This is a genomic window from Rhizobium binxianense (genome assembly GCF_028994275.1).
Classification (GTDB): Bacteria; Pseudomonadota; Alphaproteobacteria; order Rhizobiales; family Rhizobiaceae; genus Rhizobium; species Rhizobium binxianense.
Map to the genome: position 1 here is coordinate 778,539 of NZ_CP118713.1, position 23,853 is coordinate 802,391.

Sequence of the window (23,853 nt, forward strand, 5' to 3'; positions counted from 1 at the left end):
CCGTCAGGGCGAAACCTAGCACATCTTCACGCGCATTTCGCCAGCCTCGGCTTGGCCTCCGTGGGAAAGCCGGCCGGCATCCCGAGCGGCAGATCGGCGATCTCCCGCATCGACATGCGCTCGACCTCGGGATGCCGAAGCGGGTCGTCCTTCCAGGCCGGAGCAATGTCTGCGCCTTCCACCTGAACGGTATCTCTCAAGAAAAACTTCAGCAACGACATGGCATGCCTCGCTTTCTCAAGCGGTGAGGGATCTCAACCGCATGCTGCAATGTCACCTCTGCCAGGCGGATTTTCAATTGAGATTAATGCGGTGCTGCTATAGAAAAACTATATGAAGAACTTGAATATGGTACATCTCAACGGCCTGCGGGCGCTCGAAGCCGTCGGTCGTCTCGGCTCGCTCCAGGCCGCCGCCGATGAGCTCGGCGTCTCGGTCGGCGCCGTCAGCCAGCAGGTTATCAAGGCCGAAGCCCAGCTCGGTCAGGTGATCTTCGAGCGTACCGCAAGGGGCATGATCGCCACCGAAGCCGGCCGGCCGGTGCTCTTGGCGCTCGACGAGGGGTTCGCTCGGCTTTCGGCGGCGGTATCGATCGCAAGCCGCAAGGACGATACGATCCTGACCATCTCGGTGGCGCCGGTTTTCGCCGCCCGCTGGCTGGTCTGCCGGCTCGATCGCTTCGCCGCGCGTCACCCTGATATCAAGCTGCGGCTGGATGCAACGACCAATCTCGTCAGTCCGGCGCTTTGCGATGTCGATATCGGCATCCGCGTCGGCACCGGCAAATGGCCTGACGTGAAGGCCGAACTGCTGCTGGAACAGGAGGTCTTTCCCGTCTGTTCGCCTGAGATGGCGGCGAAATTGCAAGAGCCCGCCGATATTCTCGCCCTGCCTGCCATCATCGATGACCATGCCATGTTCACCTGGGAGGTCTGGATGCGCGCGGCCGGACTGTCAGGCGCGACGCTGGCAACGCGCCACGTCTTCAACGATGCCTCGCTCTGCCTCGATGCGGCGATCGCCGGGCAGGGCGTCATGCTTGCCTGGCAGACCCTTTCCGGCTTTGCGCTCGCCGAAGGCCGGCTGGTCGCCCCCTTCGGCATTCGCGCCCGGACTGGCTTCGGCCACTACTTCGTCACCGCCGAAGGCATTCGCGAGCCGAAGAAGGTCAAGGATTTCAAGGCCTGGATCCGCGAAGAGATGGCCGGCACCGTCGCGCTTTTCCGGTAATCTTCATATCTCGATCGGCTCCCTGCCGCGCGTCGCCTGCATCGCCCGATAGGCCGGCCGGGACTGGCAGCGCTCGATCCAGGCTTTGACATTCGGATGCGCATCGAACAGGGCCTCTTCGCTCTGGGCATAGCGCAGCACCTCGGCGAGGTTGAGATCGGCAACCGTGAAGCGGTCGCCGACGATCCATTGCCGGCCGGCAAGGTGGCTTTCGAGGACCGCCAGCGGCCGGCGCAGCGAGCGGCAGGCAACGGCGATCGTCTCCTGGCCGCCGTCGCTGTTTTCGAGCTCGTTATCATAGGTCAGCACGATCTTCACCGTCTGCGGCTCGACCTCCGCCGCCGCCCAGACCGTCCACATCGTCAGCAATCCGTCTTCCTCGACGGTTTGGCCGGAAAGCGGCCCGCCATGTCTACGAGCGAGGTAAAGATTGATCGCCAGCGACTCGTGCATGACGAGGTCGCCATCCCGAATGCTGGGGATTTGCGCCATCGGGTTGACGGCGATGAAATCAGGCGAGTGCGTGTTGAGCGGCGCTTCGGGCGCCAGCGGATCTGCGAGCCGCCTGGCCTGCAGCACCGGCACCGACTGAAATTCGAGCCCAAGCTCCTCCGCCATCCAGTAGACGCGTGAGGCGCGCGATCGATAGACCCCGTAGATTGTCAGCATGAACGTTTCCCCGCGATGTTGTGCGAGCAAGGGTAAATGCCGGATCGGCCTCGGAAAAGTCCGTGGCGCTGATAGGACGATGAAAGCTTTTGATAGCAAACAAGTCCCGCAAAAGTGCGTCGCGGTTTTGCGTCCGGAATTGCGTCAACGTCGCGGCCGACAGTTCATGGCCGCGAATTCCGAATACGCCCTCTAGGCATCTCTCGGCAGCACCGAGCGAACCCTTGCGATGAAGACATGGAAGTCCTGCATGAAGGTGTGAAGGAACTTGGCGGTGGCCTCGTTGGTGACCTCGCCGTCATCGGTGATCAGCCCCGGTGTGAACTGAATGTAGGCTTCCGGGGCATTCATCTGGGGAGAGTTGCAGAAACTCAGCACGCTGCGCAAATTCTGCTGGGCGACGGCTGTGCCGATCGCGCCCGGCGACGTGCCGATCACCGCGGACGGCTTGCGTGTGAACGAGTTGGTGCCGTAGGGGCGGCTTGCCCAGTCGATGGCGTTTTTCAGCCCGCCGGGTATGGATCGATTGTATTCGGGCGTGACGAACAGCACGGCGTCGACGGCCGCGATCGCCGCCTTGAATGCCTTGCCGGCCGGAGGGTAGTCGGCGTCATAGTCGTAGCTGTAGAGCGGCAGATCCTTGAAGGATATCTCCGACATATCAAGTTCCGGCGGGGCGAACCGCACCAACGCCTTGGCGAGCTTGCGATTGATCGAACCCTTGGCGAGGCTGCCGATGAGATAACCGACTTTATGTGTGGTCATGGCGTTCTCCCTCTTGTCCTTTGATCGCAGTCGCTATTCGCCGAGGAACGTGACCGTCTCGGCAAGCGGGGCGCGGCCGGTACGGGCGTAACTTACGTTGGGGTCCTCGTAGCCGATCGACATGCCGCAGAAGAGGATGAGCCCGTCCGGGGGTGACAGGGCCTCCGCCACCGTCTCGCGAACCTGCGACCACGCCATTTGCGGGCAGCTGTGCAGCCCTTCGGCGCGGAGCAGCAGCATGACGGTCTGCAGATACATACCGACGTCGGCCCATTGGGGCAGGCCGAGGTCACGGTCGATGTAGCAGAACAGCGCGGCGGGCGCGCCGAAACAGTTCCAGTTGGCGATTGCCGCCCGTTGGCGCGCCTCCCAGTCCTCGCGCGCAATGCCGAGCGCGCTGTAGCGCTCTTTGCCGAAGGCGGATCGGCGCTCCCCATAGGGGGGCTTCAGCGCGGACGGGTACATCTCGTACTGCCGCTTGTCCCAGGCGTCGCCGTGGGCCACACGCTCGACGGCCGATGTCTTGAGCTCGGCCAGCGGTGCGCCGGTCATCACGTAGGTGTTCCACGGCTGGATGTTCGATCCCGATGGCGACCAGGCTGCGGCCGACAGCACACGCTCCAGCACCTCCCGCGCCACCGGCTTGTCTTTGAACCCGCGCACCGAGCGTCGACTTTTGACTGCCTCATATACATCCATGATCGCCTCCTTGCCGCCTTCGTTTCGTTCAAACACCCAGCAGTCGTCCAGTTCGGCCCCGACCCGCAAGCGGTCAGTAGTCCCAGAAGATCGGTACCCAACGAAAGGCGTCGCCTTCGATCGCCACATGGCCGATGGATGGGAAGGGCAGGTGAGTCGCCACCAGCAGCTCGCCGGTTGCCGCCAGCTCCCGCAGAAGACTGATACGGACGCGAGCCGCCTCTTCCGGGTCGTGTTCGAAGCCGTTGAACCAGTCGGGATGCTCGAACCCGACCGCGAACACAGCATCGCCGGCAAACATCAGCCGGTCGCTGCCGGACGCCAGGCGGATCACGCTGTGCCCGGGAGTGTGGCCGCCGGTGCGGGTGACGACCACGCCCGGCGCCACCGTGTACTCCTCCTCGAACGGCTGCAGATGGCTGCCGTACTCTTCCGCGAACTGCTTGGCCGCCCGTCGAAGCGCGTCCGGGAACCCCGGCGGCATGGAGACGTGGGAGAAATCGGGCGCGGTCCAGAATTTGACCTCGGCCGCCGCCACGTGGATTCTAAGGTCCGGACGCAGTTGCTCCTTCACCCCGTCGACGAGCAGCATGCCGATATGGTCCATGTGCATGTGGGTCAGCACCACGTCGGTCACCGACGCAAGATCGATGCCGGCGGCCTGAAGTCGATGGGCCAGTTGCCCGGCCCGCGGCAAGTTCAAGTTCGGGTCCGATCCCAGCCCGGCATCGAGGAGAATGGTTCGGCCGCCGCTGCGCACCACGACCACGTTCAGCCCCCAGTCGAGCGTCTCCGTCGGCAGGAAATTATAGTCCAGCCAGGCCGACCGCAGGGCCGGGTCGGCGTTGTGGCCCAGCATCGCGCCTGGCAGCGTCAGCACGCCATCGCTGACCACCATGACGTCGATGTCGCCGATCTGCAAAGAGTAACGCGACGGAACCAGTTCGTCGGGTTTCGGGCTACCGGGGCGTGCGATATTGTCCATATTCGTCTCCTCCTGACTGTCCGTTGCTGATGTGGTTCATTATCTCCATTCGCGCTGGAGACGGAATCACACCCAGGTCTAGGAGGCGTACGTCAAACGTATATCAGGCTATTGCCCTAAGGCAGTCTCTGTCACGGAAATGACATGAAAACAGAGAGATAGAGAATTTTTATGGCGTCAGTGACGCAAATGCTCTCGTCAGGAGGCGCGGTTTCGCTCGACGGTCAGTTGCGCATAGGGGGCGCCGCCGCCGGCCATCTCGCCCGACACCTTCTTCTCCCACTCAAAGCCTAAAACCGCGCCTTCGGCGGTCTCCTGAAAGATGTTGTCGGTGATGACGGCGGTGCCGGCGCCATTGGCGACCGAGACGGCGCATCCCACCGGCGCCTTGCGCACCACATTGCCTGTCACAACGACGTTTCTGAGATAGGGACCCCAACCGATCTGCATTCCCCAGCGCGGTGCGCCTTCGATCACATTGCCTGAAATCAGCGTATCGGCCTCCGCCGCAATGCCGATGCCGAAACCGACCTCGTGCTGGTAGGGGCCTTTCAGCGTCAGATTGCGCACGACATTGCCGGTGACGCTCGCCAGCCTGCCGCCTTCGTCGAAATTGGCGATCGAGATGCCGTTCGCCGCCCCGTCGATCATATTGGCGGAAACCACCGCACCCTCGAAGGCGAATTCGACATAGATCGCCGTCTCGCCGGATCGCCGGCACTGATTGCTGTTGATCTGAATGTCCGAGGCCGAATTGGCGCGGATCGCCGTGAAGGCGCAGTCGGAAATCAGGTTATTCACCACCATCACGCCATCGGCGCGGAAGATATTGATGCCGTTGCCGTTCTGGCCGGTGCCGCCGTCATTGGCGCGGATGTTGGAGATGCGGTTGCCGGAGACCACCGTGCCGTCCTCCGCCTTTTTCCAGCGATGCACCAGGATGCCGCCATTGCCGCAATCGGCGATCGTATTTCCCGTGACCGACAGATTGGCTGAATCGACGGCATAAAGCCCGGATTGGGCGGCACCGGAAATACGGCTGCGCTCGACCCGCCCGCCGCAGCGCTCCAGCTGCAACCCGTGTTTGCGGCTGCCGCCGATCTCGCAATTGTCGATCAGCACCTCGTCGACGCCGGTGAATTGGACGAGCCCGCCGGCATAATCGCCGAGCCAGCGGTTGCCGCCGTCGATGACCAGATTGGAAAGCTCGATGCGGCGCACGTTCTCGGCCGAAAACAGGTGACCTTCGCCGGTATAGACGATCCGCGAGGCGCCGGGCACGCCCGTGATGCGGGTATTGTCGGGCAAGGCAAGATTGGAGACCTTGTAAGTGCCGGGCGGCAGGAAGACCGGCACGTTTTCGCGCGCCGCCTGTTCGATCATCTGCTGCAGGTTGCGGGTCTTGCGGTCGCCGCTTTCGGGAATGGCGCGGTATTCCACCGCGTCGATCGCACCGCGCAGATCGGGCTCGGCAACAGCCGTCAGCGGCGAGGCAAATGCGCGCGAGGTTCCTCCTGCAACGGCCGAGGCGGCGAGAAAGAAAAGCATGTCGCGGCGTGAAGGCATCCGGGGCTCACATGTCATGACGCGCCCGTAGCAGGAAATGTGCCAGATGGGCTTGTGTTTTTTTGGTGCAGGCCGGCCGAATTGCCGTTACCGCTGCCGCCGACGGCAGGATATCGCCGCCGATATTGTCCTCTTGTTCACCCTTTCATTTAAGCAAGCCGAAGGGAATGAGGACTACTTTGAGGGGAATTTTAGGGATTATGCGGGTACGGCTTTCGGCCGCCGGGGAGAATGGCGTCATGCACGAACCGAGTGTCAGGCGATGGGAATCGGCCGATGCCCTGTCGGCCGAAACGCGGCGCATCGTCGCCGCGACGGAGGCGATGATGGCCTCGACCGCCCATCACCTCTCCGAAGGCATCGAAAACCTGCGCCTCAAGGAAATCGTCCATGAACTTCCGGATTTTCTCTACGTCAAGGATCGCGACAGCCGCTTCGTCTTCGCCAATGCCGTCACCGCCAGCAGCCTTGGCGTGGAGAGTGCGGCGCTGATCACCGGCAAGCGCGATTTCGACCTGTTCGATTTCGAGACGGCGCGGCGTCATTTCGATATCGAGCAGCAGATCATGGCGACGGGCGAAGCCCGCATCGACATGGAGGAATCATACGTCGTTCCCGGCAGCAGAAAACAGATATGCCGGTTGACCTCGAAGATACCGCTGCGCAACGATCGCGGCGAGGTCATCGGCCTGATCGGTGTGTCCCGCGATATCACCGAGCGCAAGCTTCAGGAGGACCTCCATCGCGGTCAGGCGAAACTGCTCGAAATGATCGCCCGCAACGAGCCGTTGCCGATGATTCTCGAAGCGCTGGTGCTGATGATCGAGGCGCAGCTGACCGATATCGACGGCTCGGTGCTGCTGCTCGACGGCGAGGGCATCAGGCTGTACCACGGCGCGGCGCCCAATCTGCCCGGCGGTTACAGCCGCCTCATCGACGGCGTCACGATCGGTCCCAAGGTCGGCTCCTGCGGCACCGCCGCGTGGCGCGGCCAGGCGGTGATCGTCGAAGACATCATGAGCGATCCGCTCTGGGAGGATTTCCGTGCGCTGGTTGCCCCGTTCGGTTTCCGCTCCTGCTGGTCGACGCCGATCGCCACCGCGCAGAACAACGTGCTCGGCACCTTCGCGCTCTATTCCAGGGAGGTCCGCCGTCCAACCGAGTATGAGATGACGCTGGTGGCGCTCGCCACCCACATCGCCGGCATCGCCATCGAGCGCAAGCGGGTCGATGACCGCATCCATTTCATGGCCCATCATGACGATCTCACTGGCCTGCCGAACCGCGCTTTCCTGAAGGAACGGCTGGCGAATATCCTCGACCAGGCGCGGCGCAACAACCGCAAGGTGACGGTCGCCTATATCGATCTCGACAATTTCAAGGACATCAACGACGGCCGCGGCCACGCTGCCGGCGACGAGGTGCTGAAGGAGATCGCCACCCGCATGGCCAACAGCATCAGGGCGTCCGATATGGTGGTGCGTCTCGGTGGCGACGAATTCCTCGTGGTGCTCGTCCACCAGTCGAGCCATGATGCTGGCATCACGCGCCGACTTCGCGAGCTGCAAAAGGCGATCAACCGGCCGGTGCGCGGCGCCGATGGCGAGATCATCGTCACTTCGAGCATCGGCGTTGCCGCCTTCCCCTTCGATGGCGCAACTTCGGAAGAGCTTCTCGCCAATGCCGACCGCGCCATGTACCGCGCCAAGGAGCTCGGCCGCAACACGTTGCAGCACTACGATGGCGGCGGCACGCCTGTGGGAATGCCGCTCGGCGAGCAGGAGGAACTGCATCTGGCGATCACCGGTCACCAGCTGTTCCTGCAATACCAGCCGCAGGTCGATGTCGCCACCGGCCGCATCACCGGCATCGAGGCGCTGGTGCGCTGGAACCATCCGGCCAAGGGCAGGGTGCCGCCGGTCAATTTCATTCCGCTTGCCGAAGAGACCGGCCTCATCGTTCCCCTCGGTCTCTGGGTGCTGAACGAGGCCTGCCGCCAAGCGCGCCAGTGGCAGGATATGGGGCTGACGCCGCTGACCATCGCCGTCAACGTCTCCGCCAAGCAGTTTGCCGATCCGGATTTCGCAACCCACGTCGCCGAGGCGCTGGAGCGCCACCGCCTGCAGGCGCGCTGGCTGGAGCTTGAGGTCACCGAAAGCGTGGTGATGCAGGATGCCGAACGGGCGCTCGCCATGATGGAATCGCTGCGGGCGCTCGGCGTGCGCCTGTCGATCGACGATTTCGGCTCCGGCTATTCCAGCCTGGCGGCGCTGAAGACCTTCCCCTTCGACCGCCTCAAGATGGATCGGTCGCTGGTCGAGGCGTTGCCCGGCGACAAAACCGCCGTCGCCATCGCCTCGGCCGTCATTTCGCTGGCGCAGACGCTGAAGCTTTCGGTGCTCGCCGAAGGTGTCGAAACCGACGCCCAGATGGATTTCCTGCGTCGCGCGCGCTGCGAGGAGGCGCAAGGCTACCGCTTCTCCAAGCCGGTCTCCCCGGAGGAGATCCCGGCATTGCTGCGGGGGCGGGGGCTCTGACCCTCACTGTGGCAGTCTTCTCAGCCCGGATCTCTAGACGCGAATGATGTTGAGCCGCAGAGCGCTGACGACGGCCTGCGTTCTTGTCGTGCATCCCAGTTTTTTGATCGCGCTGCCGATGTGATTGTTGACCGCATTTTCCGTGAGGTCGAGAAGCTTGGCAATTTCATTGCTCTTCTTGCCGCCGGCGGTCAGCCGCAGGCAGTCCAGCTCGCTCGGCGTAAACTCGATGGGCCTGTGTTTCTCGTTCAATGTCAGCTGTGAGAGCCGGTCATAGATGAGTGTGGCGATAAAGAGGAGCTTCGCCATTTCGATCATGCTGAAATTGCGCGGCCCTGAAATCGACATGGCGCCGCGTCCGCCCGCAGCATCGTGGACAGGAAAATAGGCGCCCTTTTCCATGCCGTACCGGTAAAACAGCTCGATGACCGTGGACTTCTTGCCTTCGCCGCGATTGGTGTTGATCGCTTCGACGTCATAATTGAACGGGCTGGTCGATTTCAGCATCCGTCGGATGACCGGGCTGTCGATCAAGAGGTTATGGGCGTCATAATAATCCACCATTTCCGCCGGCCAATTGGTGATGATTTTGGTCGCGCCGATTTCGACACTGTCGACGGTCGGCAGCGTCATGAACAGGAAAGCATTCATCTGAAGGTCCTGGGTGAGACCTTTCATATATTTGAACACTTCGTAATGCGTGTTGAAGCCGGCCGCGACTTCCTCAATACGGCTGAATTCGGCCTCGAGCTTCATGTTTTTCTCCGATCAATTGTCAAGCTGGAGCGCTTGACGAGCGGCTGTTGAACAGCTCGGATCCGGTAGTATCGAAGTAGATTCCACAACTATATCCGGCGCTCCAAAATGCACTTGAGGCACACAATTGCAAGGCCTGCCGCGAGCGCCATCCTGCGGGAGATTAGATTAACAACTGGTAAATATATCGTCCGATTTCATTGGCGAAGAAAGGCGCGCAATTGCTGGGCTCGCGCATTTGGCACCCGCCTCGCGGAACGTCTCCTTCACGAAGGCGTTCGTTGATAAAGTTATAACAAGCTGATTTCGTTTGTTAAACTGTACCATTTTTTTTCGATGGGATGAGCAGGCCTCAGCAATTGCGGGGTTAATGGATGCTTAAAGATTTTCATAGATTTTATCCTCAGATTGCTCGTCCGATCAGCGTATTGGGATGGTAGCGGTCAGCTCTCTTGTCCTGAATGGGAAACAGCATGAACGGAATAGCATTCGGCTTCGGATCCGATGCCAAGGCGATACTCGCGGCGATGAACAGATCACAGGCCATCATCGAATTCGACCTCACGGGAAAAATCCTCACGGCCAACGCAAATTTCTGCGCCGCTCTCGGCTACGAATTGCGCGAGATTGTCGGCCAGCACCACCGAATGTTCGTCGATCCGGCAGAGGCTTCGTCCGCCGATTATCGCGATTTCTGGGCGCGGCTGAACGGAGGCGAATTCGACCGGCGCCAGTACAAACGCATCGGCAAGGGGGGCAAGGAGATCTGGATCGAGGCATCCTACAACCCCGTCTTCCGCGGTGGGAAACCCTACAAGGTCGTCAAGTTCGCAACCGATATCACCGAGCAAAAGCTCAAGGCGGCCGAGGATGCCGGCAAGCTGAACGCGCTCTCACGCGCCCAAGCGGTCATCGAGTTTACGCTGAAGGGCGAGATCCTGTCGGCGAATGAGAATTTCCTGTCCGTGCTCGGTTATCAGCTTCCGGAAATCCTGGGGCGCCACCATTCGATGTTTTGCGACAGTGCCTACGTCAGCAGCGACGATTATCGTCGGTTCTGGCAACGCCTGGCCGATGGCGAGTTCGTCGCCGATGAGTTTCTTCGCATCGGCAAGGGCGGGAAGAAGGTCCATATCCAAGCCTGCTACAACCCGATCTTCGACATGAATGGCAAGGTCTTCAAGGTCGTCAAATTCGCGACCGACGTCACGGCCCGCGTCAACAATGTGAACGAGCTTGCCGGGTCGTTGCAGGCCATGTCCGGCGGGGATCTGACCCAGCAGGTCACAACTCCGTTCACGCCCACCCTAGAAAAACTGCGGACCGACTTTAATGCTGCGGTCGGCAAGCTGCGCGGCGCGATGCAGACCGTGGCGGAAAACGCAACCGGTATCGCCGCCGGCGCCCAGCAAATTCGCTCCGCCTCGGACGACCTGTCGAAACGAACGGAACAGCAGGCGGCCTCCGTCGAGGAAACCGCGGCCGCCCTTGAAGAGATCACCACGACTGTCGCCGATTCCAGCAACCGCGCCCAGGAAGCGGGCCAACTGGTGCGAAGGACACGCGAAAACGCCGAGCGGTCCGGGGCGGTGGTGCGAAATGCGGTCGATGCGATGGGCAGGATCGAAACCTCGTCCGCCGAAATCAGCAATATTATCGGTGTGATCGATGAGATCGCGTTTCAGACCAATCTCTTGGCGCTCAACGCCGGGGTCGAGGCTGCACGTGCCGGCGACGCCGGCAAAGGTTTCGCGGTCGTAGCTCAGGAAGTCCGCGAGCTTGCTCAGAGATCGGCGAAAGCGGCAAAGGAAATCAAGGAGCTGATCACCACGTCCAATCAGCATGTGAAAAGCGGCGTCGCTCTCGTTGCAGAAACCGGCAAGGCGTTGGAGGAGATCGTCGGCCAGGTTCAGCAGGTCAACGGTAATGTTCTCGCAATCGTCGAAAGCTCCAAGGAACAGGCGACGGGATTGAAGGAAATCAACACTGCCGTGAACATCATGGATCAGGGCACACAGCAGAACGCGGCCATGGTCGAGGAATCGACGGCGGCGGCCCATAACCTCGCGAAGGAAGCTGACGCGCTTTTCCAGCTGCTGGGTCAGTTCAACATCGGCGGCAGCATAGCGTCACGTCAACATCGCCCGACCGCGGCAACTGCTGCCTCCAAGCCTGTGACGTCGCCGGCGCGGGCGAGGGTCGCCAAGGTTGTCTCCGCCTTTCATGGCAATGCCGCGGTGGCCGGCGGCGAGTGGGAAGAGTTCTGAGCTGTATAGGCCGCTACTGGTCTCGACTTGATACAGCCGAGATCGGCAGCGGTTCCATCCAGTCGGATTTTGTCAACGAATTTATATTAAGTTATTGCGCATATTAGAGGGAAGATATCGTGCCCTGGCAAGTCTTGATCGGAAATGTGGCGGCGGTCTCGCTCGTTATTTCGGTATGGATGCACCTGCATTACAAGCTTTACCGTCTTTCCAAGGTCCAGGCAGAACTCGGCTTCGGCTTGATGATGGGGCTTGGAGCCGTCTTGTCGATGCTGCTGTCGGTCGAGGTCGACAGCGGCTATTTTCTCGACCTCCGTTCGACCTTGCTGGCGGTCTCGGCCGTCTACGGCGGTCCATTGGCGGTTCTGATGACGGCAGCTCTCACGTCGGTGCAGAGGATCTCCATGGGTGGCGCCGGTGTCGAGCCGGCATTGATCTCGATCTTGCTGGTCTCCGTGTTCGGACTGGCGGTTCACTTCCGGTTCGGCAGAGGCTCGGCGGATGTCAAAAAAGCTCTGGCCTGTGCCGTCATGGTGGCCGCGGTCACATTGACGTTGAGCATTTTCCATCGCGGCGGCTGGTCGCATATCACGACCGTCAGCCTTGCCGTCATCGGCGTGAAATTCGCAGCGACTTTGGCCGCGGCATCCGTCATTACCTATTTCCATGCCTTTACCCTCGAGCGGGATATCTTGAAGGCCGCGCTGACCCAGGCGCCTGATTTCCATTATGTCAAAGACCGCAACAGCCGGTTCGTCGTCACCAACCTCAACGTCGCGCGAAACCACGACCGCACCAAGTCTTCGGAGATGGTCGGCCTGACCGATTTCGATCTCTATCCCAGCGAAATGGCGCAGATATTCTTCGATCGCGAACAGGAGATCATGGTGACCGGCGAGCCCATCGTGGACTTCGAGGAACCGCTCGTCGAAGATAACGGCCGGGAACGCTGGTTCGTGACGTCGAAGATCCCGTTGAGAAACCGCCACGGCGATCTGATCGGGCTTTCCGGCGTGACCCGCGATGTCACCGAGAAAAAGCGTCTCATTCAGCAGGCCCTCGACAGCAAGAATGTGCTTTCCCAGGCAATGACGGAAATGTCCGATGGCCTTGCCATGTTCAATTCCGAGGGCCGGCTGGTGTTCTGCAACGATCAATATCGTGCCGCCTTTCCCCGCTCCGCCGATGCCAGGCAGCCCGGCGCCGATATAACCGACATCCTGCGGGCCGTGATGCGAAACGGCGAGCGGATCGACGTCGGCCCGGAGGCCGGCGAGGGCTGGATAGAGACGGAAGCAGCACAGCTTTTCCTGACCCACGATAGTGAAATGCCGATGTTCGATGGACGCTGGCTCAGGCAGCGCACGCGTTTGGCGGCCGACGGCTCCGCCTTGGTGGTGGTTTCCGACATCACCGCGATGAAGCATTCCGAGGAACGGCTGACGCAACTCGCCCTGAAAATGAAAGGGCTGGCGGACACCGACGCATTGACCGGTATTGCCAATCGACGCGTATTCGACGAGGCGATCTCGGAAGAGTTTGCGCGCGCCCGCCGGGCCGAATCCGCTCTCAGCCTGCTATTGATCGATGTCGATCACTTCAAGGCCTACAATGATACCTACGGTCACCTCGAAGGAGACAATTGCCTGAGGATGATCGGCGAGGTTCTCCGCTCGATTGCCAAGCGGCCCTCAGACCTCGCGGCGCGATTTGGCGGGGAGGAGTTTGCCATTCTGCTTCCCGGCACCGACCGGGATGGCGCGCTGCGGCTCGCCAAAATGCTGCGTTCGACATTGCATCGGCGGGCAATCCCGCACCGTGAAAGCAGCAAGACGATCGTGACGGTCAGTATCGGTGTGGCGCACATGTCGGATCGATTTGCGACGTCGGCAGAATTGGTCGAGGCTGCGGACCGGGCGCTTTACGCGGCAAAGAAACATGGCCGCGACCGCGTCGAGGCCGCCGCCGCTCAAGCAAGAGCGGCGTGACTTCGAACACTTCGAACGCAATTCCGTCTCTGCGCAAACGTCATTTCGCAAGCTTGCCGATCGCCTCGATCTCGTTCGTCCATATGCCCGCCGCATAGTCTTGCGGCAGTCGCGCCAGCAGCAAGGGGTCGTCGATGCCGGTCGAAAAATCGCTGCCGCGATAGGGGCCGAGCACGAAGACCTCGGTTCCCGCATCCGCCATCCGGTTGAGAAAACGGTCCGGCCAGCCCCAGAGCCACGGGGCGATATTGATCGGCACCAGCATCGTCCGATGCTTGCAGGCGTCCGGCAGCACGCCGGTCCAGCCATAGCCGATATAACCGAACAGGCAGCCCTTCAGGCTCTGGCGCGAGGCGGTCCTGATATCGGGCGAAAGCCGACGGACGACGTCGATCGGCTCGTCGCCGCCGTAAACGATGATCTCAGCTCGCCGTGCGGCGGGAAGCCCGTTGAGCACGGCGGCGAGCTTTTCGCCTTCGGAAGGGTCACGGCTCTTGACGTTGATCAGGAAGCGCCGATCCGGAAAGGTCGACAGCACCTCGGCAAGCGTCGGCATCATGCCGATGCCCCGGCCGCGGAAGGGAAAGCTCTTGCCGCCATCGGCGGTATAGCCGTAACCGATGTCGAGCTTCTTCATGTCGGCCATCGCATGCGCACGCGTGACCCCGTGCCCATCGGTGCGGCAGTCGAGCGTCCAGTCGTGAAAGACGGCGAATTCGCCGTCCGTCGTCGGATGCACGTCGATCTCGACAATATCGGCGCCGGCGGCAAAACCGGCCTGCATCGAGCGGACGGTGTTTTCGAGATAATCATGTTTCGGCGGCAGCATGCGGGCGGCCGTGCAGGTGTCGTTCTTCAGATCGGTTTCGTCGAACCGCTGGGCGATGCCGCGATGGGCGAGCAGCACCGGCTTTCCCGGCCGATGCTCCGCTAGAAGGCTGGTATTGTTGAGGTAGATGCCGGCCGCAGCGAGTGCTACGGCCGCCGCGCAATAGAAAAGCTTCCTGCCCAATTCTGCCCCTCCTGATTGCATCGAGGGATATGACAGCTGGAAAGCGATTCTGGTTGTTGTTGGGCTGTTTTCCGGCTTTTCTGGAGCAGGGCTGGGAAAAGGCGAAACGATTTGCCGCGCAAGAGCATAGGATGTCGGAATCTCGTTTAGCCGGTCGTCTTCAAGACGGACAGGCCATGGAGAACACCAATGACGATTACCATTACCGCCTTTGAACGGTCACCCGATCGCGGCAAGGGGCTGGCGCGCGACATGCGGGTTCGCTGGGCGCTCGAGGAAGCGGGTGAGCCTTACGAGGTCCGCCTTGTCTCGTTCAAGACGATGAGAGAACCCGCGCATCTGACCCTTCAGCCTTTCGGGCAGATTCCCACCTATGAGGAAGGCGATCTCGCGCTCTTCGAGTCCGGGGCGATCGTCTTCCATATCGCCGAGCGCCATGCCGGCCTGCTGCCGGAGGAGGCGAATGCCCGGGCGCGGGCGATCGCCTGGATGTTTGCCGCGCTCAACACGATAGAGCCGCCGGTCTTCGACCGCGCCCTCGCCACAATCCTGGAGCGCAACGAGCCCTGGTACGAGCAGCGCCTGCATGCCCTCGAAGTCAGCATCCGGAAACGGCTGGACGATCTTTCCCGTCGGCTTGGCGATGCCGACTGGCTTGACGGCGCCTTCAGCGCCGGCGACCTTCTGATGGTAACGGTTCTGCTCAGGCTGAAGGGATCGGATCTATTGGCCGACCATCTCAACCTTGCCGCCTATGTCGCCCGCGGCGAAGCGCGGCCGGCTTACCAACGTGCCTTCGCCGCGCAGCTGGCGGTTTTCACCGCCGCATCGGCCGGCTGATCACTGCCGCAACAATCGAGTGTTATCGCCATGGAACCACACGACGACGAGCTCATCCGTTTCGAAGCGCAGGGCGCAGCAACTTTGCCGGCGGCAGCAGTCGAAGGGCATGTCGCGCGCGACGGTGCCCGCATCTGGTATGCATCCTGCGGCGCAGGTCCCCCTGTCATTCTGCTGCATGGCGGCCTTGGTCACAGCGGCAACTGGGGCTATCAGGCCCCGGCTCTGTTGCGCCGCGGCCGCCGCGTCGTACTGATTGACAGCCGCGGCCATGGAAGAAGCACCCGCGATGCCCGTCCCTATACGTATGAGCTGATGGCCTCCGACGTGCTCGCCGTCATGGACGCACTGCATCTCGACAAGGCGGCCATCGTCGGCTGGAGCGACGGCGCCTGTATCGCCCTGATTCTTGCCATGACGGCGCCCTCACGTGTCGAGGGGGTCTTCTTTTTCGCCTGCAACATGGATCCGAGCGGCACGCTGGAATTCGTCCCGACCCCGGTCATCGACCGATGCTTCAGCCGGCACGCCAAGGACTATGCCGCATTGTCCACCACGCCTGACGATTTCAATCTATTCGTCGAGGCGGTCAGCCTGATGATGCGGACGGAGCCGAACTACCAGGCCGCCGACCTGGGCCTGATCCGGGTGCCGGTGGCCATCGTCCTCGGCGAGCACGACGAATTCATCAAACCCGACCATGCCGAATATCTTGCCCGCAGCATTCCCGACGCACGGATGATCTATCTCAAAGGTGTGAGCCATTTCGCGCCGCTGCAGCGGCCGACGGCGTTCAACGCGGCGGTGGCGGCCTTCCTGGATGGGATCGGTTCATGAAACGATCCCTCTGGCCTCGCGTCCATTTCCCGCTATCTCTAGCCTCATGAGACCTGATGCGCTGCTCTATCCCACCCCCGAAGGGCTCTATTGCCCGGAAGGCGGCTTTTATGTCGATCCGGTACGGCCCGTCGAGCAGGCGCTCGTCACCCATGGTCATTCCGATCACGCTCGGCCGGGCCATGTGAACGTGCTTGCCACCCGCCAGACGCTCGACATCATGCGCCTGCGTTATGGCGGCGGCTTCTGTGCCAGCGAGCAGGCTGCTGCCTTCGGCGAGGAACTGCTGATCAACGGCGTCAAGGTGAGCTTTCATCCGGCTGGCCATGTACTCGGCTCGGCCCAGATCGCCATCGAGAGGAACGGCACCCGCATCGTCGTCTCCGGCGATTACAAGCGCCGCCCCGACCCGACCTGCGCCGCCTATGTGCCGGTGCCCTGCGACGTCTTTATCACCGAGGCGACCTTCGGCCTGCCGGTCTTCCATCATCCCGATCCGATGGATGAGATCGGCAAACTGCTGGCTTCGCTCCGGCAATTTCCCGAGCGCACCCATCTCGTCGGCGCCTATGCGCTGGGCAAGGCCCAGCGCGTCATCCGGCTGCTGCGTGACGCCGGTTATGCCGAGCCGATCTATATCCACGGCGCCATGGAAAGGCTCTGCGACTATTATGTCGGGCAGGGCATCGATCTCGGCGACTTGCTGCCGGCGACGATCGAAAGCCGCGACAAATCCGCCTTCACAGGCGCCGTCGTCATCGGCCCGTCCTCGGCCTTTGCCGATCGCTGGGCCCGCCGCTTCAACGAACCGCTGCCGGCCTTCGCCTCCGGCTGGATGATGGTGCGACAGCGCGCCAAACAGCTCGGCGTCGAATTGCCGCTGGTCATCTCGGATCATTGCGACTGGCCGGAATTGACGGAAACCATCCGGGAACTGCACCCCGCCGAAGTCTGGGTGACCCATGGCCGCGAGGAGGCCCTGGTGCGCTGGTGCCAATTGCAGGGCATCAAGGCAAAGCCGTTGCATCTGGTGGGTTATGAGGATGAGGGCGATTGAGGAGATGAGCAGCATCCTGCGCCAAAACCCCTCCCCAACCCCTCGCCACAAGGGGGAGGGGCTTAACGTGTGGCCCTCGCCGCATTCATTCTTGAGCGCAGCATATGCAGCCGCCTTGTTGGTTTGCGAGCTGGTGCCACAGCTTAGTCCCTCCCCCTTGTGGGGAGGGGTTGGGGAGGGGTCTTTTTCCCGAATTGGGAGGCTTCCATGAAAGCCTTCGCCGATCTCCTCGACCGCCTGGTCCTCACCCCCAGCCGCAACGGCAAGCTGAAGCTGCTGACCGATTATTTCCGCGACACGCCGGACCCCGACCGCGGCTACGGCCTTGCCGCCATCGCCGGCACGCTGGAGGTGCGCAACGTCAAGCCGGCCATGCTGCGCGAGCTGGTGCTGGAGCGCATGGACGAGGTGCTGTTTCGCTATTCCTACGATTATGTCGGCGATCTCGCCGAAACCATTTCGCTCGTCTGGGACAATGAGCGGGATATCGACCGTTCGGCCCTATCCCAGCCGCGTCTCGGCGAGGTCGTCACCGGCATGAATGCGCTCGGCCGCACCGAAGTGCGCGGCTTCGTCCGCGATCTGCTCGACCGGCTGGATGCCTCCGGCCGCTTCGCCTTCATCAAGCTGGCGACCGGCGCCATGCGCATCGGCGTTTCCGCTCGCCTCGCCAAGCAGGCGCTGGCCGATCTCGGCGGCAAGGACGTCACCGAGATCGAAACCCTCTGGCACGGACTGCAGCCGCCCTACGAGGCGCTGTTTGCATGGCTGGCTGGGGGCGGCGAGAAACCGGTCCTCGCCACACCGGCAATCTTCCATTCCGTCATGCTCGCCAATGCGGTGGAGGAGGGGGATCTCACGGGTCTCGACCCGGCCGACTACGCCGCCGAATGGAAATGGGACGGCATCCGCGTCCAGCTCTCGCGCTCCGGCGACAGGCGCAAGATCTATTCCCGCTCCGGCGACGATATTTCAGGCGCCTTTCCCGACATCCTCGAGGCGATCAGTTTTTCCGGCGTCGTCGATGGCGAGCTGCTGGTTGGCGGCACCGCCCGCTCCAACAGCCCGACGCGCACCTTCTCCGACCTGCAGCAGCGCCTGAACCGCAAGACGGTGACGGCAAAGATGCTGGCCGACTACCCCGCCTTCATCCGCAGCTATGACCTGCTCTTCGACGGTGAGGAGGATGTTCGCGGCCGCGCCTATATCGATCGCCGCGCGCGCCTCGCCGAGATCATCGACCGCGCTCCGCACGACCGTTTCGACCTCTCTCCGCTCGTGCCTTTTTCGGCCTGGGACGAGCTCGACGCGCTGCGCGCGGCCCCGCCCGATCCGGTCATCGAGGGCGTGATGATCAAGCGCCGCGACAGCATCTATCAGGCCGGCCGGATGAAGGGCCCCTGGTTCAAGTGGAAGCGCAATCCGTATAATGTCGATGCGGTGCTGATGTATGCCCAGCGCGGCCACGGCAAGCGCTCCAGCTATTATTCCGATTTCACCTTCGGTGTCTGGGCCGATGACGAGGACGGCGAGCAACTGGTGCCGGTGGGAAAGGCCTATTTCGGCTTCACCGATGCCGAACTCGAAGTGCTCGACAAATTCGTGCGCAACAACACGACCGAGCGTTTCGGTCCGGTGCGGGCGGTGCGCGCCGACAAGGACTTCGGCTTCGTCGTCGAAGTGGCCTTCGAAGGCATTAACCGCTCGACCCGGCATAAATCGGGTGTCGCCATGCGCTTCCCCCGCATCGCCCGCCTTCGCCCCGACAAGCCGACTTACGAGGCCGACCGGCTGCGCACGCTGATCGCCATGATCGACGCCAAGCCGCCGTGATCTCGACCGACCGGCCGGAAAACGCGACGCTGTACCCTCTGTGCTGGACCCCCTGCGCAACAATGACGCAGGGCCAATTTTCAACATGATGTGTATTGGCGGCAACGATCTTCCGGTGCAGATTTTGCTCTGCTGTTCCAGGCCGGGGAAATGATTGGGTGCTGCCTTATGAGCTCGCGTGAACTAAATTCCTTTTTCCTTCAGCGCCGTGCAGTGCTTGCCGGTATCGCCGGTGCACTCGTCCTGCCGCAAATGGCCGCCGCTTTCGATGTCCCGGATGAACCGCGGCTTGCCAAGCATGACTACGCCCAGGTCCGCCACCATTTCCGCACGAAGCTGTTGCAGAAGGGCCCGGCGCCCGACAAATACGAGCCGCTGGCAGCGCCTGCCGATGCCGAGAAAATCTTTTACCGTTCCGGTTACGGCGGCGAGCTCGAACTTGCGGCCTGGGTTTCCAAATACAAGCGCGAGCGCGCGCCCAAGCCCGCCGTGCTCTTCCTGCACGGCGGCAACGCCATGGGCATCGGCCACTGGCAGTTGATGAAGCCCTATATGGATGCCGGCTACGTCGTGATGATGCCGTCGCTGCGCGGCGAAAACGGCCAGATGGGCAATTTCTCCGGCTTCTATGACGAAGTCGACGATGTGCTTGCCGCCACCGAGCGCCTGGCGCACCTGCCGGGCGTCGATTCCCAGCGCCTGTTCATCGCCGGCCATAGCATCGGCGGCACGCTCACCATGCTGACGGCGATGAGCACCCATAAATTCCGCGCCGCCGCGCCGATTTCGGGCAATCCCAATGCCTTCCGCTTCTTCAGCCGCTATCCCCAGGATATCCGCTTCGACGACAGCAATGCGCATGAATTCGAGGTGCGGTCGGCGCTGTGTTATGCCCAGAGCTTCAAATGCCCGGTCCGTGTTGTCCACGGCACCGAAGAGGCCCATTTCAACGACCGCGCCGATCTGCTCGCCCGCCGCGCCCGCGCCGCCGGCATCCATATCGAGACCGACACCGTCGCCGGCAATCACACCTCCGCGCTGCCGGCCGAGATCGAACAGAGCATCCGCTTCTTCCACGGGGTGGCGGCCTGATTTTTCGCGGCCGCTTCAAATACAGGCCCATTGGGCCTATATTCCCGGCATGACGACGGACGCAGAGACAATGATCGTGCCGAACGACTTCCCCGAGCTGAAATCGCTCGTCTGGAATCGTGATCCGGCCTGCCTGCGAGGCTTTCGCGCTGTATGAACGCAATGGCGTTTCGTCGATACCGGCGCTGACCGAGCGAGAGGTGCAGCTGATCCGCGATCTGGCTGCCACCTATGGCAATGGCGTCCTGCTCGTTTCCTGATTTTCCGTTCGCGCCGGCTCTGGTCGTCTTAGCTCCCGGCCTTCCCACCCCAACGCCAGCCTCGCGCCAGCCGCATATGCCATCGTCCCGGCAGATATCGCTGTCTCGCCGATCGTTGATAAGGGTGGTTCCATGAATTTTCTGCGCCGGGTCTTCCCGATTGCCGGGCTGGTGATCGCAGTTGCGTCGCTCAGCGGCTGCAACATCCTCATTCCCGATGTCGCCGCCGATTCGCCGGCCCGCTTCGTTCAGGAAACCTCGCCGGTCTTCTATCAGCCGCCCGGCGTCGATCCGCGCCGGGTGCGGCCGATCCCAGATCAGCCGGTGCCCCAGACGCGTGAGCTCTACAAGACACAGTTCCACCAGACCTACGGCCTGCCGGTCACCAATCCCGTGCACATGGCGATGTATGGCGAGCTGCGCGACGCGGATTTCACCCTGCCGGCGATCCCGATCAGCCGCGTGCAGCCGCAGTTCCTGCGCCAGGAGGTCGATTACCAGACGACCGAGCGGCCCGGCACCGTGGTCGTCGATACCAAGGCGCGTTTTCTCTATTTCGTCGAGGGCAACGGCAAGGCGATGCGCTACGGCGTCGGGCTCGGCCGCGACGGTTACGCCTGGTCAGGGCGCGGCACCATTCAATGGAAGCAGAAATGGCCGCGCTGGACGCCATCGGTCGAAATGGTCTCGCGCCAGCCTGAGGTTCGCCCCTTCGGAGCGGAGAATGGCGGCATGAATCCGGGGCTGATGAACCCGCTCGGCGCCCGCGCCATGTATATCTTCAAGGACGGGCAGGACACGCTTTACCGCATCCACGGCACGCCCGACTGGCAGTCGATCGGCAAGGCCACCTCGTCTGGCTGCGTGCGCATGCTGAACCAGGACGTCGTCGATCTCTACGACCGCGTTCCCGCCAAGGCCGAGATCGTTGTGATGTAGCGCTGCAACAGCGCTGCTCATATCGTCCGCTTCAGGCCGGACACGTCTGCGTGAAGCTATGGTTTATTTGGCGCAAGCCGATAGATCTTCTCTTGTTGTTATCGGCATCGGACGAATCGCTGGTTTATGCGGCGTCTCGTCCGGCTTCCCGCATCAGAGGAAATCAGTCCCGCGTCATGAGCTTCGATAGACATCTTTCCCGCCGCAGCTTCCTTTCCTTTTCGGCGTTGACCGCAGCCTCCGCGCTCACCGGCTGCGCCTCCTCAGCCAATACGGTAACATCGGGCGATACGACGATCATCTACCGTTCGCCCATGCGCCTGTTCCAGTCCCCGGCTGCGTCGAGCGTGCCGAGCGGGCCTGAGCTTGCCGTCATGTATGGCCCGGTTGAGGATGGCGGCTTCCTCATTCCCGCCGTTCCTTACGAGCAGATCGATCCGCGCTATTATCGCCAGCGTGTCGTCGATCCCACCGGCCAGCCGCCCGGCACCATCGTCGTCGATACGCCGTCGCGCTTCCTCTATCTCGTCCAGGCCGACGGCATGGCGATGCGCTACGGCGTCGGCATCGGCCGCGAGGGCTTCGCTTGGCAGGGCTCGGGCGTCATCCAGTGGCGTCAGAAATGGCCGCGCTGGAAGCCGCCGAACGAGATGGTCGCCCGCCAGCCGGAATTGGTCAAATATTCGATCGACAACGGCGGCATGGAGCCGGGCCTGAAAAACCCGCTGGGTGCCCGTGCGCTCTATATCTTCTCGAATGGCGAGGATACGCTCTACCGCCTGCACGGCAATCCCGACTGGCGCTCGATCGGCAAGGCCGTCTCGTCGGGCTGCGTCAGGCTCATGAACCAGGACATCATCGATCTCTACGACCGCGTTCCGACAAAGGCCCCGATCGTCGTCTTGCAGTGATCTCACCGGGCGGCCCTGATCCGGCCGCCGCGGACCCTTTCCTCAGGGGAAGCAGGTGCTTGCCCCAGGGGTAAGAGTTTTCATTTTGCCCCGGCAGGAGATTTATTTGTTGGAATACCATTGCTTAATTCGATAAATAACCTACATGGTGCGTATCGAATTGCTTGCGACCTTTGTCCACGCGCTGAAGCGCTCCGTCAGATATCCTCTCAACATCGATACGGCTTGTCGGACATTTTTCCGCAAGCGAAGCACAAACGGTTGAAAAGGAGATCGTTATGAATTCAGGCGTCGTCAAGTGGTTCAATGGCACCAAGGGTTTTGGTTTTATTCAGCCCGATGATGGTTCTACGGACGTTTTTGTCCATATTTCAGCGGTCGAACGCGCCGGCATGCGCGAACTCGTTGAAGGTCAGAAGATCCGTTACGATCTCGTCCGCGACAAGAAGTCGGGCAAGAATTCGGCCGACAACCTTCAGGCCGCATGATTTGTCATTCGCCCGTGCTGCCGTACCGGCAGTGAAATGGCTGAGTGACTGGAAGAGGTCGGGTGCCAGCCCGGCCTTTTTGCTTTGAGCGCGGGTCGTTCAGATTGACAGTTGAGCAGCCGAAGAGTTGAAGGGACGCTGAAATGGGCAGACCAAACTATAAAGTCGGCGACATGATCGTGCTGAAATCCGGCCTCACCCGCACGGCGAAAGCCGACAAGCGGTGCCGGATCTCCAGCATCTTGCCCAACGACCACGGGCATGTGCAGTATCGCGTCCAGTTCGACGCGGAGAATTTCGAACGCCGCATCACTGAGGCCGACATCGATACCGGGGAAACGCCATCGAGGATTTCTCCCGAGGCGGCAGCCAAGGCCGACAGCGCCGAACCCTGGCTGAAGTTTTCGAGCATCCGGACGGGCAAGTAGTCCCGCCGTTTTTCATCATTGACAGCGCGGCTTCGCCGCCGACAGGAAGGATATCGTTTTGCAGGTTCTCGTCAGGGATAACAATGTCGATCAGGCGCTCCGCGTGCTCAAGAAGAAGATGCAGCGGGAAGGCCTGTTCCGGGAAATGAAGGCGCGCAGCGCCTTTGAGAAGCCGTCCGAGAAGCGCGCCCGCGAAAAGGCCGAGGCCATTCGCCGCCAGCGCAAGCTCGCCCGCAAGAAGCTGCAGCGCGAAGGTCTGCTGCCGGCGCCGAAGAAGGTTCTCCGCGCCCGCTAACCCTAGCCGTGGGAATCACGGCTACACCCGTGGACTCACGGCCCGCCGTGGGAATCACGGCTATACCCGTGGGACCACGGTTCCAGCCGCGGAGCCACGGCTCCAGCGCGCCATCACCCGAGAAAGGGGCACATGACCGCCACCAAGGGAGAATTCTTCAATCCCGCCAAGCTTTCGTCTCGCGACAAGGCGGAAGCGACCGATCACACGGCGCGCGCCATCATCGCCGCCGAGGCATCGGCCCGTGACAAGAAGACGGAGAAGCTGAAGGCCCTGCGTCTGCAGCAGGAGGCCGAAGGCGAACCCAAGGCAGCGCCTGCCAAGAAGCGCCGGTCGCCGGCCAAGCCGGCTGCGAGGCGGCCCTGATCCTCGGCGCCGCTATTTAGGCTGGCTGGTGAT

The 23,853-nt window shown here is 62.0% G+C and carries 24 protein-coding genes; 16 read left to right on the forward strand and 8 right to left on the reverse strand.

Translation table 11 applies throughout. The features are described 5' to 3' along the window. Positions 1–26 precede the first annotated feature (26 nt). The gene (locus PO860_RS03845; protein WP_183606112.1) at positions 27–221 is read right to left on the reverse strand and encodes a hypothetical protein; all 195 of its coding nucleotides are present in this window, start codon (positions 219–221) and stop codon (positions 27–29) included. A gap of 112 nt (positions 222–333) precedes the next feature. On the opposite strand from PO860_RS03845, the gene PO860_RS03850 reads away from it, so the two are divergent. Continuing rightward, positions 334–1,230, forward strand: a complete 897-nt coding sequence (locus PO860_RS03850; RefSeq protein ID WP_275038179.1) for a LysR substrate-binding domain-containing protein — start codon at positions 334–336, stop codon at positions 1,228–1,230. A 3-nt stretch (positions 1,231–1,233) separates the two neighbouring features. Here PO860_RS03850 and PO860_RS03855 read toward each other — a convergent pair whose 3' ends face one another. From PO860_RS03855 to PO860_RS03875, 5 genes are all read right to left on the reverse strand, one after another. Then, positions 1,234–1,899 (reverse strand): glutathione S-transferase family protein, encoded by a 666-nt coding sequence (locus PO860_RS03855; protein ID WP_183606114.1) that lies wholly within the window; start codon positions 1,897–1,899, stop codon positions 1,234–1,236. Positions 1,900–2,091: 192 nt separating this feature from the next. Next, entirely contained in the window at positions 2,092–2,664 is a 573-nt protein-coding gene (locus PO860_RS03860; protein WP_183606115.1) for an NADPH-dependent FMN reductase, read from the reverse strand. Positions 2,665–2,697: 33 nt separating this feature from the next. Continuing rightward, entirely contained in the window at positions 2,698–3,363 is a 666-nt protein-coding gene (locus PO860_RS03865) for a nitroreductase (protein ID WP_183606658.1), read from the reverse strand. Between the two features lie 73 nt (positions 3,364–3,436). Beyond that, complete coding sequence (locus PO860_RS03870) at positions 3,437–4,348, reverse strand: MBL fold metallo-hydrolase (protein WP_275038180.1); 912 nt, start codon at positions 4,346–4,348, stop codon at positions 3,437–3,439. A gap of 198 nt (positions 4,349–4,546) precedes the next feature. Beyond that, the gene (locus PO860_RS03875; RefSeq protein ID WP_275038181.1) at positions 4,547–5,914 is read right to left on the reverse strand and encodes a TIGR03808 family TAT-translocated repetitive protein; all 1,368 of its coding nucleotides are present in this window, start codon (positions 5,912–5,914) and stop codon (positions 4,547–4,549) included. Between the two features lie 239 nt (positions 5,915–6,153). Between PO860_RS03875 and PO860_RS03880 the strand changes: the two genes are divergently transcribed. Beyond that, a complete protein-coding gene (locus PO860_RS03880) occupies positions 6,154–8,451 on the forward strand; it encodes a sensor domain-containing protein (RefSeq protein ID WP_275038182.1) in 2,298 nt (765 codons plus the stop codon). Between the two features lie 33 nt (positions 8,452–8,484). On the opposite strand, the gene PO860_RS03885 is transcribed toward PO860_RS03880, so the two are convergent. Continuing rightward, on the reverse strand, positions 8,485–9,207 hold the full coding sequence (locus PO860_RS03885; RefSeq protein WP_183606119.1) for a helix-turn-helix transcriptional regulator: 723 nt from the start codon (positions 9,205–9,207) through the stop codon (positions 8,485–8,487). 473 nt (positions 9,208–9,680) lie between these two features. Between PO860_RS03885 and PO860_RS03890 the strand changes: the two genes are divergently transcribed. Next, positions 9,681–11,474, forward strand: a complete 1,794-nt coding sequence (locus PO860_RS03890; RefSeq protein WP_183606120.1) for a methyl-accepting chemotaxis protein — start codon at positions 9,681–9,683, stop codon at positions 11,472–11,474. Positions 11,475–11,593: 119 nt separating this feature from the next. Continuing rightward, positions 11,594–13,462, forward strand: coding sequence for a diguanylate cyclase (locus tag PO860_RS03895; protein WP_275038183.1), 1,869 nt, complete (start codon positions 11,594–11,596; stop codon positions 13,460–13,462). Positions 13,463–13,502: 40 nt separating this feature from the next. Here the strand turns inward: PO860_RS03895 and PO860_RS03900 are convergent, their stop codons facing one another. Next, positions 13,503–14,474, reverse strand: a complete 972-nt coding sequence (locus tag PO860_RS03900) for a glycerophosphodiester phosphodiesterase family protein (protein WP_275038184.1) — start codon at positions 14,472–14,474, stop codon at positions 13,503–13,505. A gap of 189 nt (positions 14,475–14,663) precedes the next feature. On the opposite strand from PO860_RS03900, the gene PO860_RS03905 reads away from it, so the two are divergent. The 12 genes from PO860_RS03905 to PO860_RS03960 all read left to right on the forward strand — a co-directional run bounded on the left by PO860_RS03905 (position 14,664) and on the right by PO860_RS03960 (position 23,820). Continuing rightward, complete coding sequence (locus tag PO860_RS03905; protein WP_183606123.1) at positions 14,664–15,314, forward strand: glutathione S-transferase family protein; 651 nt, start codon at positions 14,664–14,666, stop codon at positions 15,312–15,314. Positions 15,315–15,344: 30 nt separating this feature from the next. Beyond that, positions 15,345–16,151: an alpha/beta fold hydrolase gene (locus tag PO860_RS03910; RefSeq protein ID WP_183606124.1), complete on the forward strand. Its 807-nt coding sequence runs from the start codon at positions 15,345–15,347 to the stop codon at positions 16,149–16,151. Between the two features lie 46 nt (positions 16,152–16,197). Next, a complete protein-coding gene (locus PO860_RS03915) occupies positions 16,198–17,208 on the forward strand; it encodes a ligase-associated DNA damage response exonuclease (protein ID WP_273883292.1) in 1,011 nt (336 codons plus the stop codon). 207 nt (positions 17,209–17,415) lie between these two features. Then, on the forward strand, positions 17,416–19,041 hold the full coding sequence (locus tag PO860_RS03920; RefSeq protein ID WP_183606126.1) for a cisplatin damage response ATP-dependent DNA ligase: 1,626 nt from the start codon (positions 17,416–17,418) through the stop codon (positions 19,039–19,041). Between the two features lie 168 nt (positions 19,042–19,209). After that, positions 19,210–20,133, forward strand: a complete 924-nt coding sequence (locus tag PO860_RS03925; protein WP_097621510.1) for an alpha/beta hydrolase family protein — start codon at positions 19,210–19,212, stop codon at positions 20,131–20,133. Between the two features lie 119 nt (positions 20,134–20,252). Continuing rightward, on the forward strand, positions 20,253–20,393 hold the full coding sequence (locus PO860_RS03930; protein ID WP_246718201.1) for a hypothetical protein: 141 nt from the start codon (positions 20,253–20,255) through the stop codon (positions 20,391–20,393). 132 nt (positions 20,394–20,525) lie between these two features. Further along, the gene (locus tag PO860_RS03935) at positions 20,526–21,332 is read left to right on the forward strand and encodes a L,D-transpeptidase (RefSeq protein ID WP_183606127.1); all 807 of its coding nucleotides are present in this window, start codon (positions 20,526–20,528) and stop codon (positions 21,330–21,332) included. 176 nt (positions 21,333–21,508) lie between these two features. Beyond that, a complete protein-coding gene (locus PO860_RS03940; RefSeq protein WP_183606128.1) occupies positions 21,509–22,243 on the forward strand; it encodes a L,D-transpeptidase family protein in 735 nt (244 codons plus the stop codon). Between the two features lie 278 nt (positions 22,244–22,521). Continuing rightward, on the forward strand, positions 22,522–22,731 hold the full coding sequence (locus PO860_RS03945) for a cold-shock protein (protein ID WP_003546468.1): 210 nt from the start codon (positions 22,522–22,524) through the stop codon (positions 22,729–22,731). Between the two features lie 143 nt (positions 22,732–22,874). After that, positions 22,875–23,159: a cold-shock protein gene (locus tag PO860_RS03950; RefSeq protein WP_183606129.1), complete on the forward strand. Its 285-nt coding sequence runs from the start codon at positions 22,875–22,877 to the stop codon at positions 23,157–23,159. 58 nt (positions 23,160–23,217) lie between these two features. Beyond that, positions 23,218–23,454, forward strand: a complete 237-nt coding sequence (rpsU, locus tag PO860_RS03955) for a 30S ribosomal protein S21 (protein WP_003569533.1) — start codon at positions 23,218–23,220, stop codon at positions 23,452–23,454. Positions 23,455–23,586: 132 nt separating this feature from the next. Beyond that, positions 23,587–23,820, forward strand: coding sequence for a hypothetical protein (locus tag PO860_RS03960; protein ID WP_183606130.1), 234 nt, complete (start codon positions 23,587–23,589; stop codon positions 23,818–23,820). Positions 23,821–23,853: the final 33 nt, after the last annotated feature.

Coding starts and splice junctions, on each gene's coding strand:
- PO860_RS03920 (WP_183606126.1), top strand. CDS start 17,416: ATGAAAGCCTTCGCCGATCTCCTCGACCGCCTGGTCCTCACCCCCAGC.
- PO860_RS03925 (WP_097621510.1), top strand. CDS start 19,210: ATGAGCTCGCGTGAACTAAATTCCTTTTTCCTTCAGCGCCGTGCAGTG.
- PO860_RS03855 (WP_183606114.1), bottom strand. CDS start 1,899: ATGCTGACAATCTACGGGGTCTATCGATCGCGCGCCTCACGCGTCTAC.
- PO860_RS03940 (WP_183606128.1), top strand. CDS start 21,509: ATGAGCTTCGATAGACATCTTTCCCGCCGCAGCTTCCTTTCCTTTTCG.
- PO860_RS03885 (WP_183606119.1), bottom strand. CDS start 9,207: ATGAAGCTCGAGGCCGAATTCAGCCGTATTGAGGAAGTCGCGGCCGGC.
- PO860_RS03850 (WP_275038179.1), top strand. CDS start 334: ATGAAGAACTTGAATATGGTACATCTCAACGGCCTGCGGGCGCTCGAA.
- PO860_RS03845 (WP_183606112.1), bottom strand. CDS start 221: ATGTCGTTGCTGAAGTTTTTCTTGAGAGATACCGTTCAGGTGGAAGGC.
- PO860_RS03860 (WP_183606115.1), bottom strand. CDS start 2,664: ATGACCACACATAAAGTCGGTTATCTCATCGGCAGCCTCGCCAAGGGT.
- PO860_RS03935 (WP_183606127.1), top strand. CDS start 20,526: ATGAATTTTCTGCGCCGGGTCTTCCCGATTGCCGGGCTGGTGATCGCA.
- PO860_RS03890 (WP_183606120.1), top strand. CDS start 9,681: ATGAACGGAATAGCATTCGGCTTCGGATCCGATGCCAAGGCGATACTC.
- PO860_RS03910 (WP_183606124.1), top strand. CDS start 15,345: ATGGAACCACACGACGACGAGCTCATCCGTTTCGAAGCGCAGGGCGCA.
- PO860_RS03870 (WP_275038180.1), bottom strand. CDS start 4,348: ATGGACAATATCGCACGCCCCGGTAGCCCGAAACCCGACGAACTGGTT.
- PO860_RS03915 (WP_273883292.1), top strand. CDS start 16,198: ATGAGACCTGATGCGCTGCTCTATCCCACCCCCGAAGGGCTCTATTGC.
- PO860_RS03905 (WP_183606123.1), top strand. CDS start 14,664: ATGACGATTACCATTACCGCCTTTGAACGGTCACCCGATCGCGGCAAG.
- PO860_RS03880 (WP_275038182.1), top strand. CDS start 6,154: ATGCACGAACCGAGTGTCAGGCGATGGGAATCGGCCGATGCCCTGTCG.
- PO860_RS03865 (WP_183606658.1), bottom strand. CDS start 3,363: ATGGATGTATATGAGGCAGTCAAAAGTCGACGCTCGGTGCGCGGGTTC.
- PO860_RS03945 (WP_003546468.1), top strand. CDS start 22,522: ATGAATTCAGGCGTCGTCAAGTGGTTCAATGGCACCAAGGGTTTTGGT.
- PO860_RS03875 (WP_275038181.1), bottom strand. CDS start 5,914: ATGCCTTCACGCCGCGACATGCTTTTCTTTCTCGCCGCCTCGGCCGTT.
- PO860_RS03950 (WP_183606129.1), top strand. CDS start 22,875: ATGGGCAGACCAAACTATAAAGTCGGCGACATGATCGTGCTGAAATCC.
- PO860_RS03960 (WP_183606130.1), top strand. CDS start 23,587: ATGACCGCCACCAAGGGAGAATTCTTCAATCCCGCCAAGCTTTCGTCT.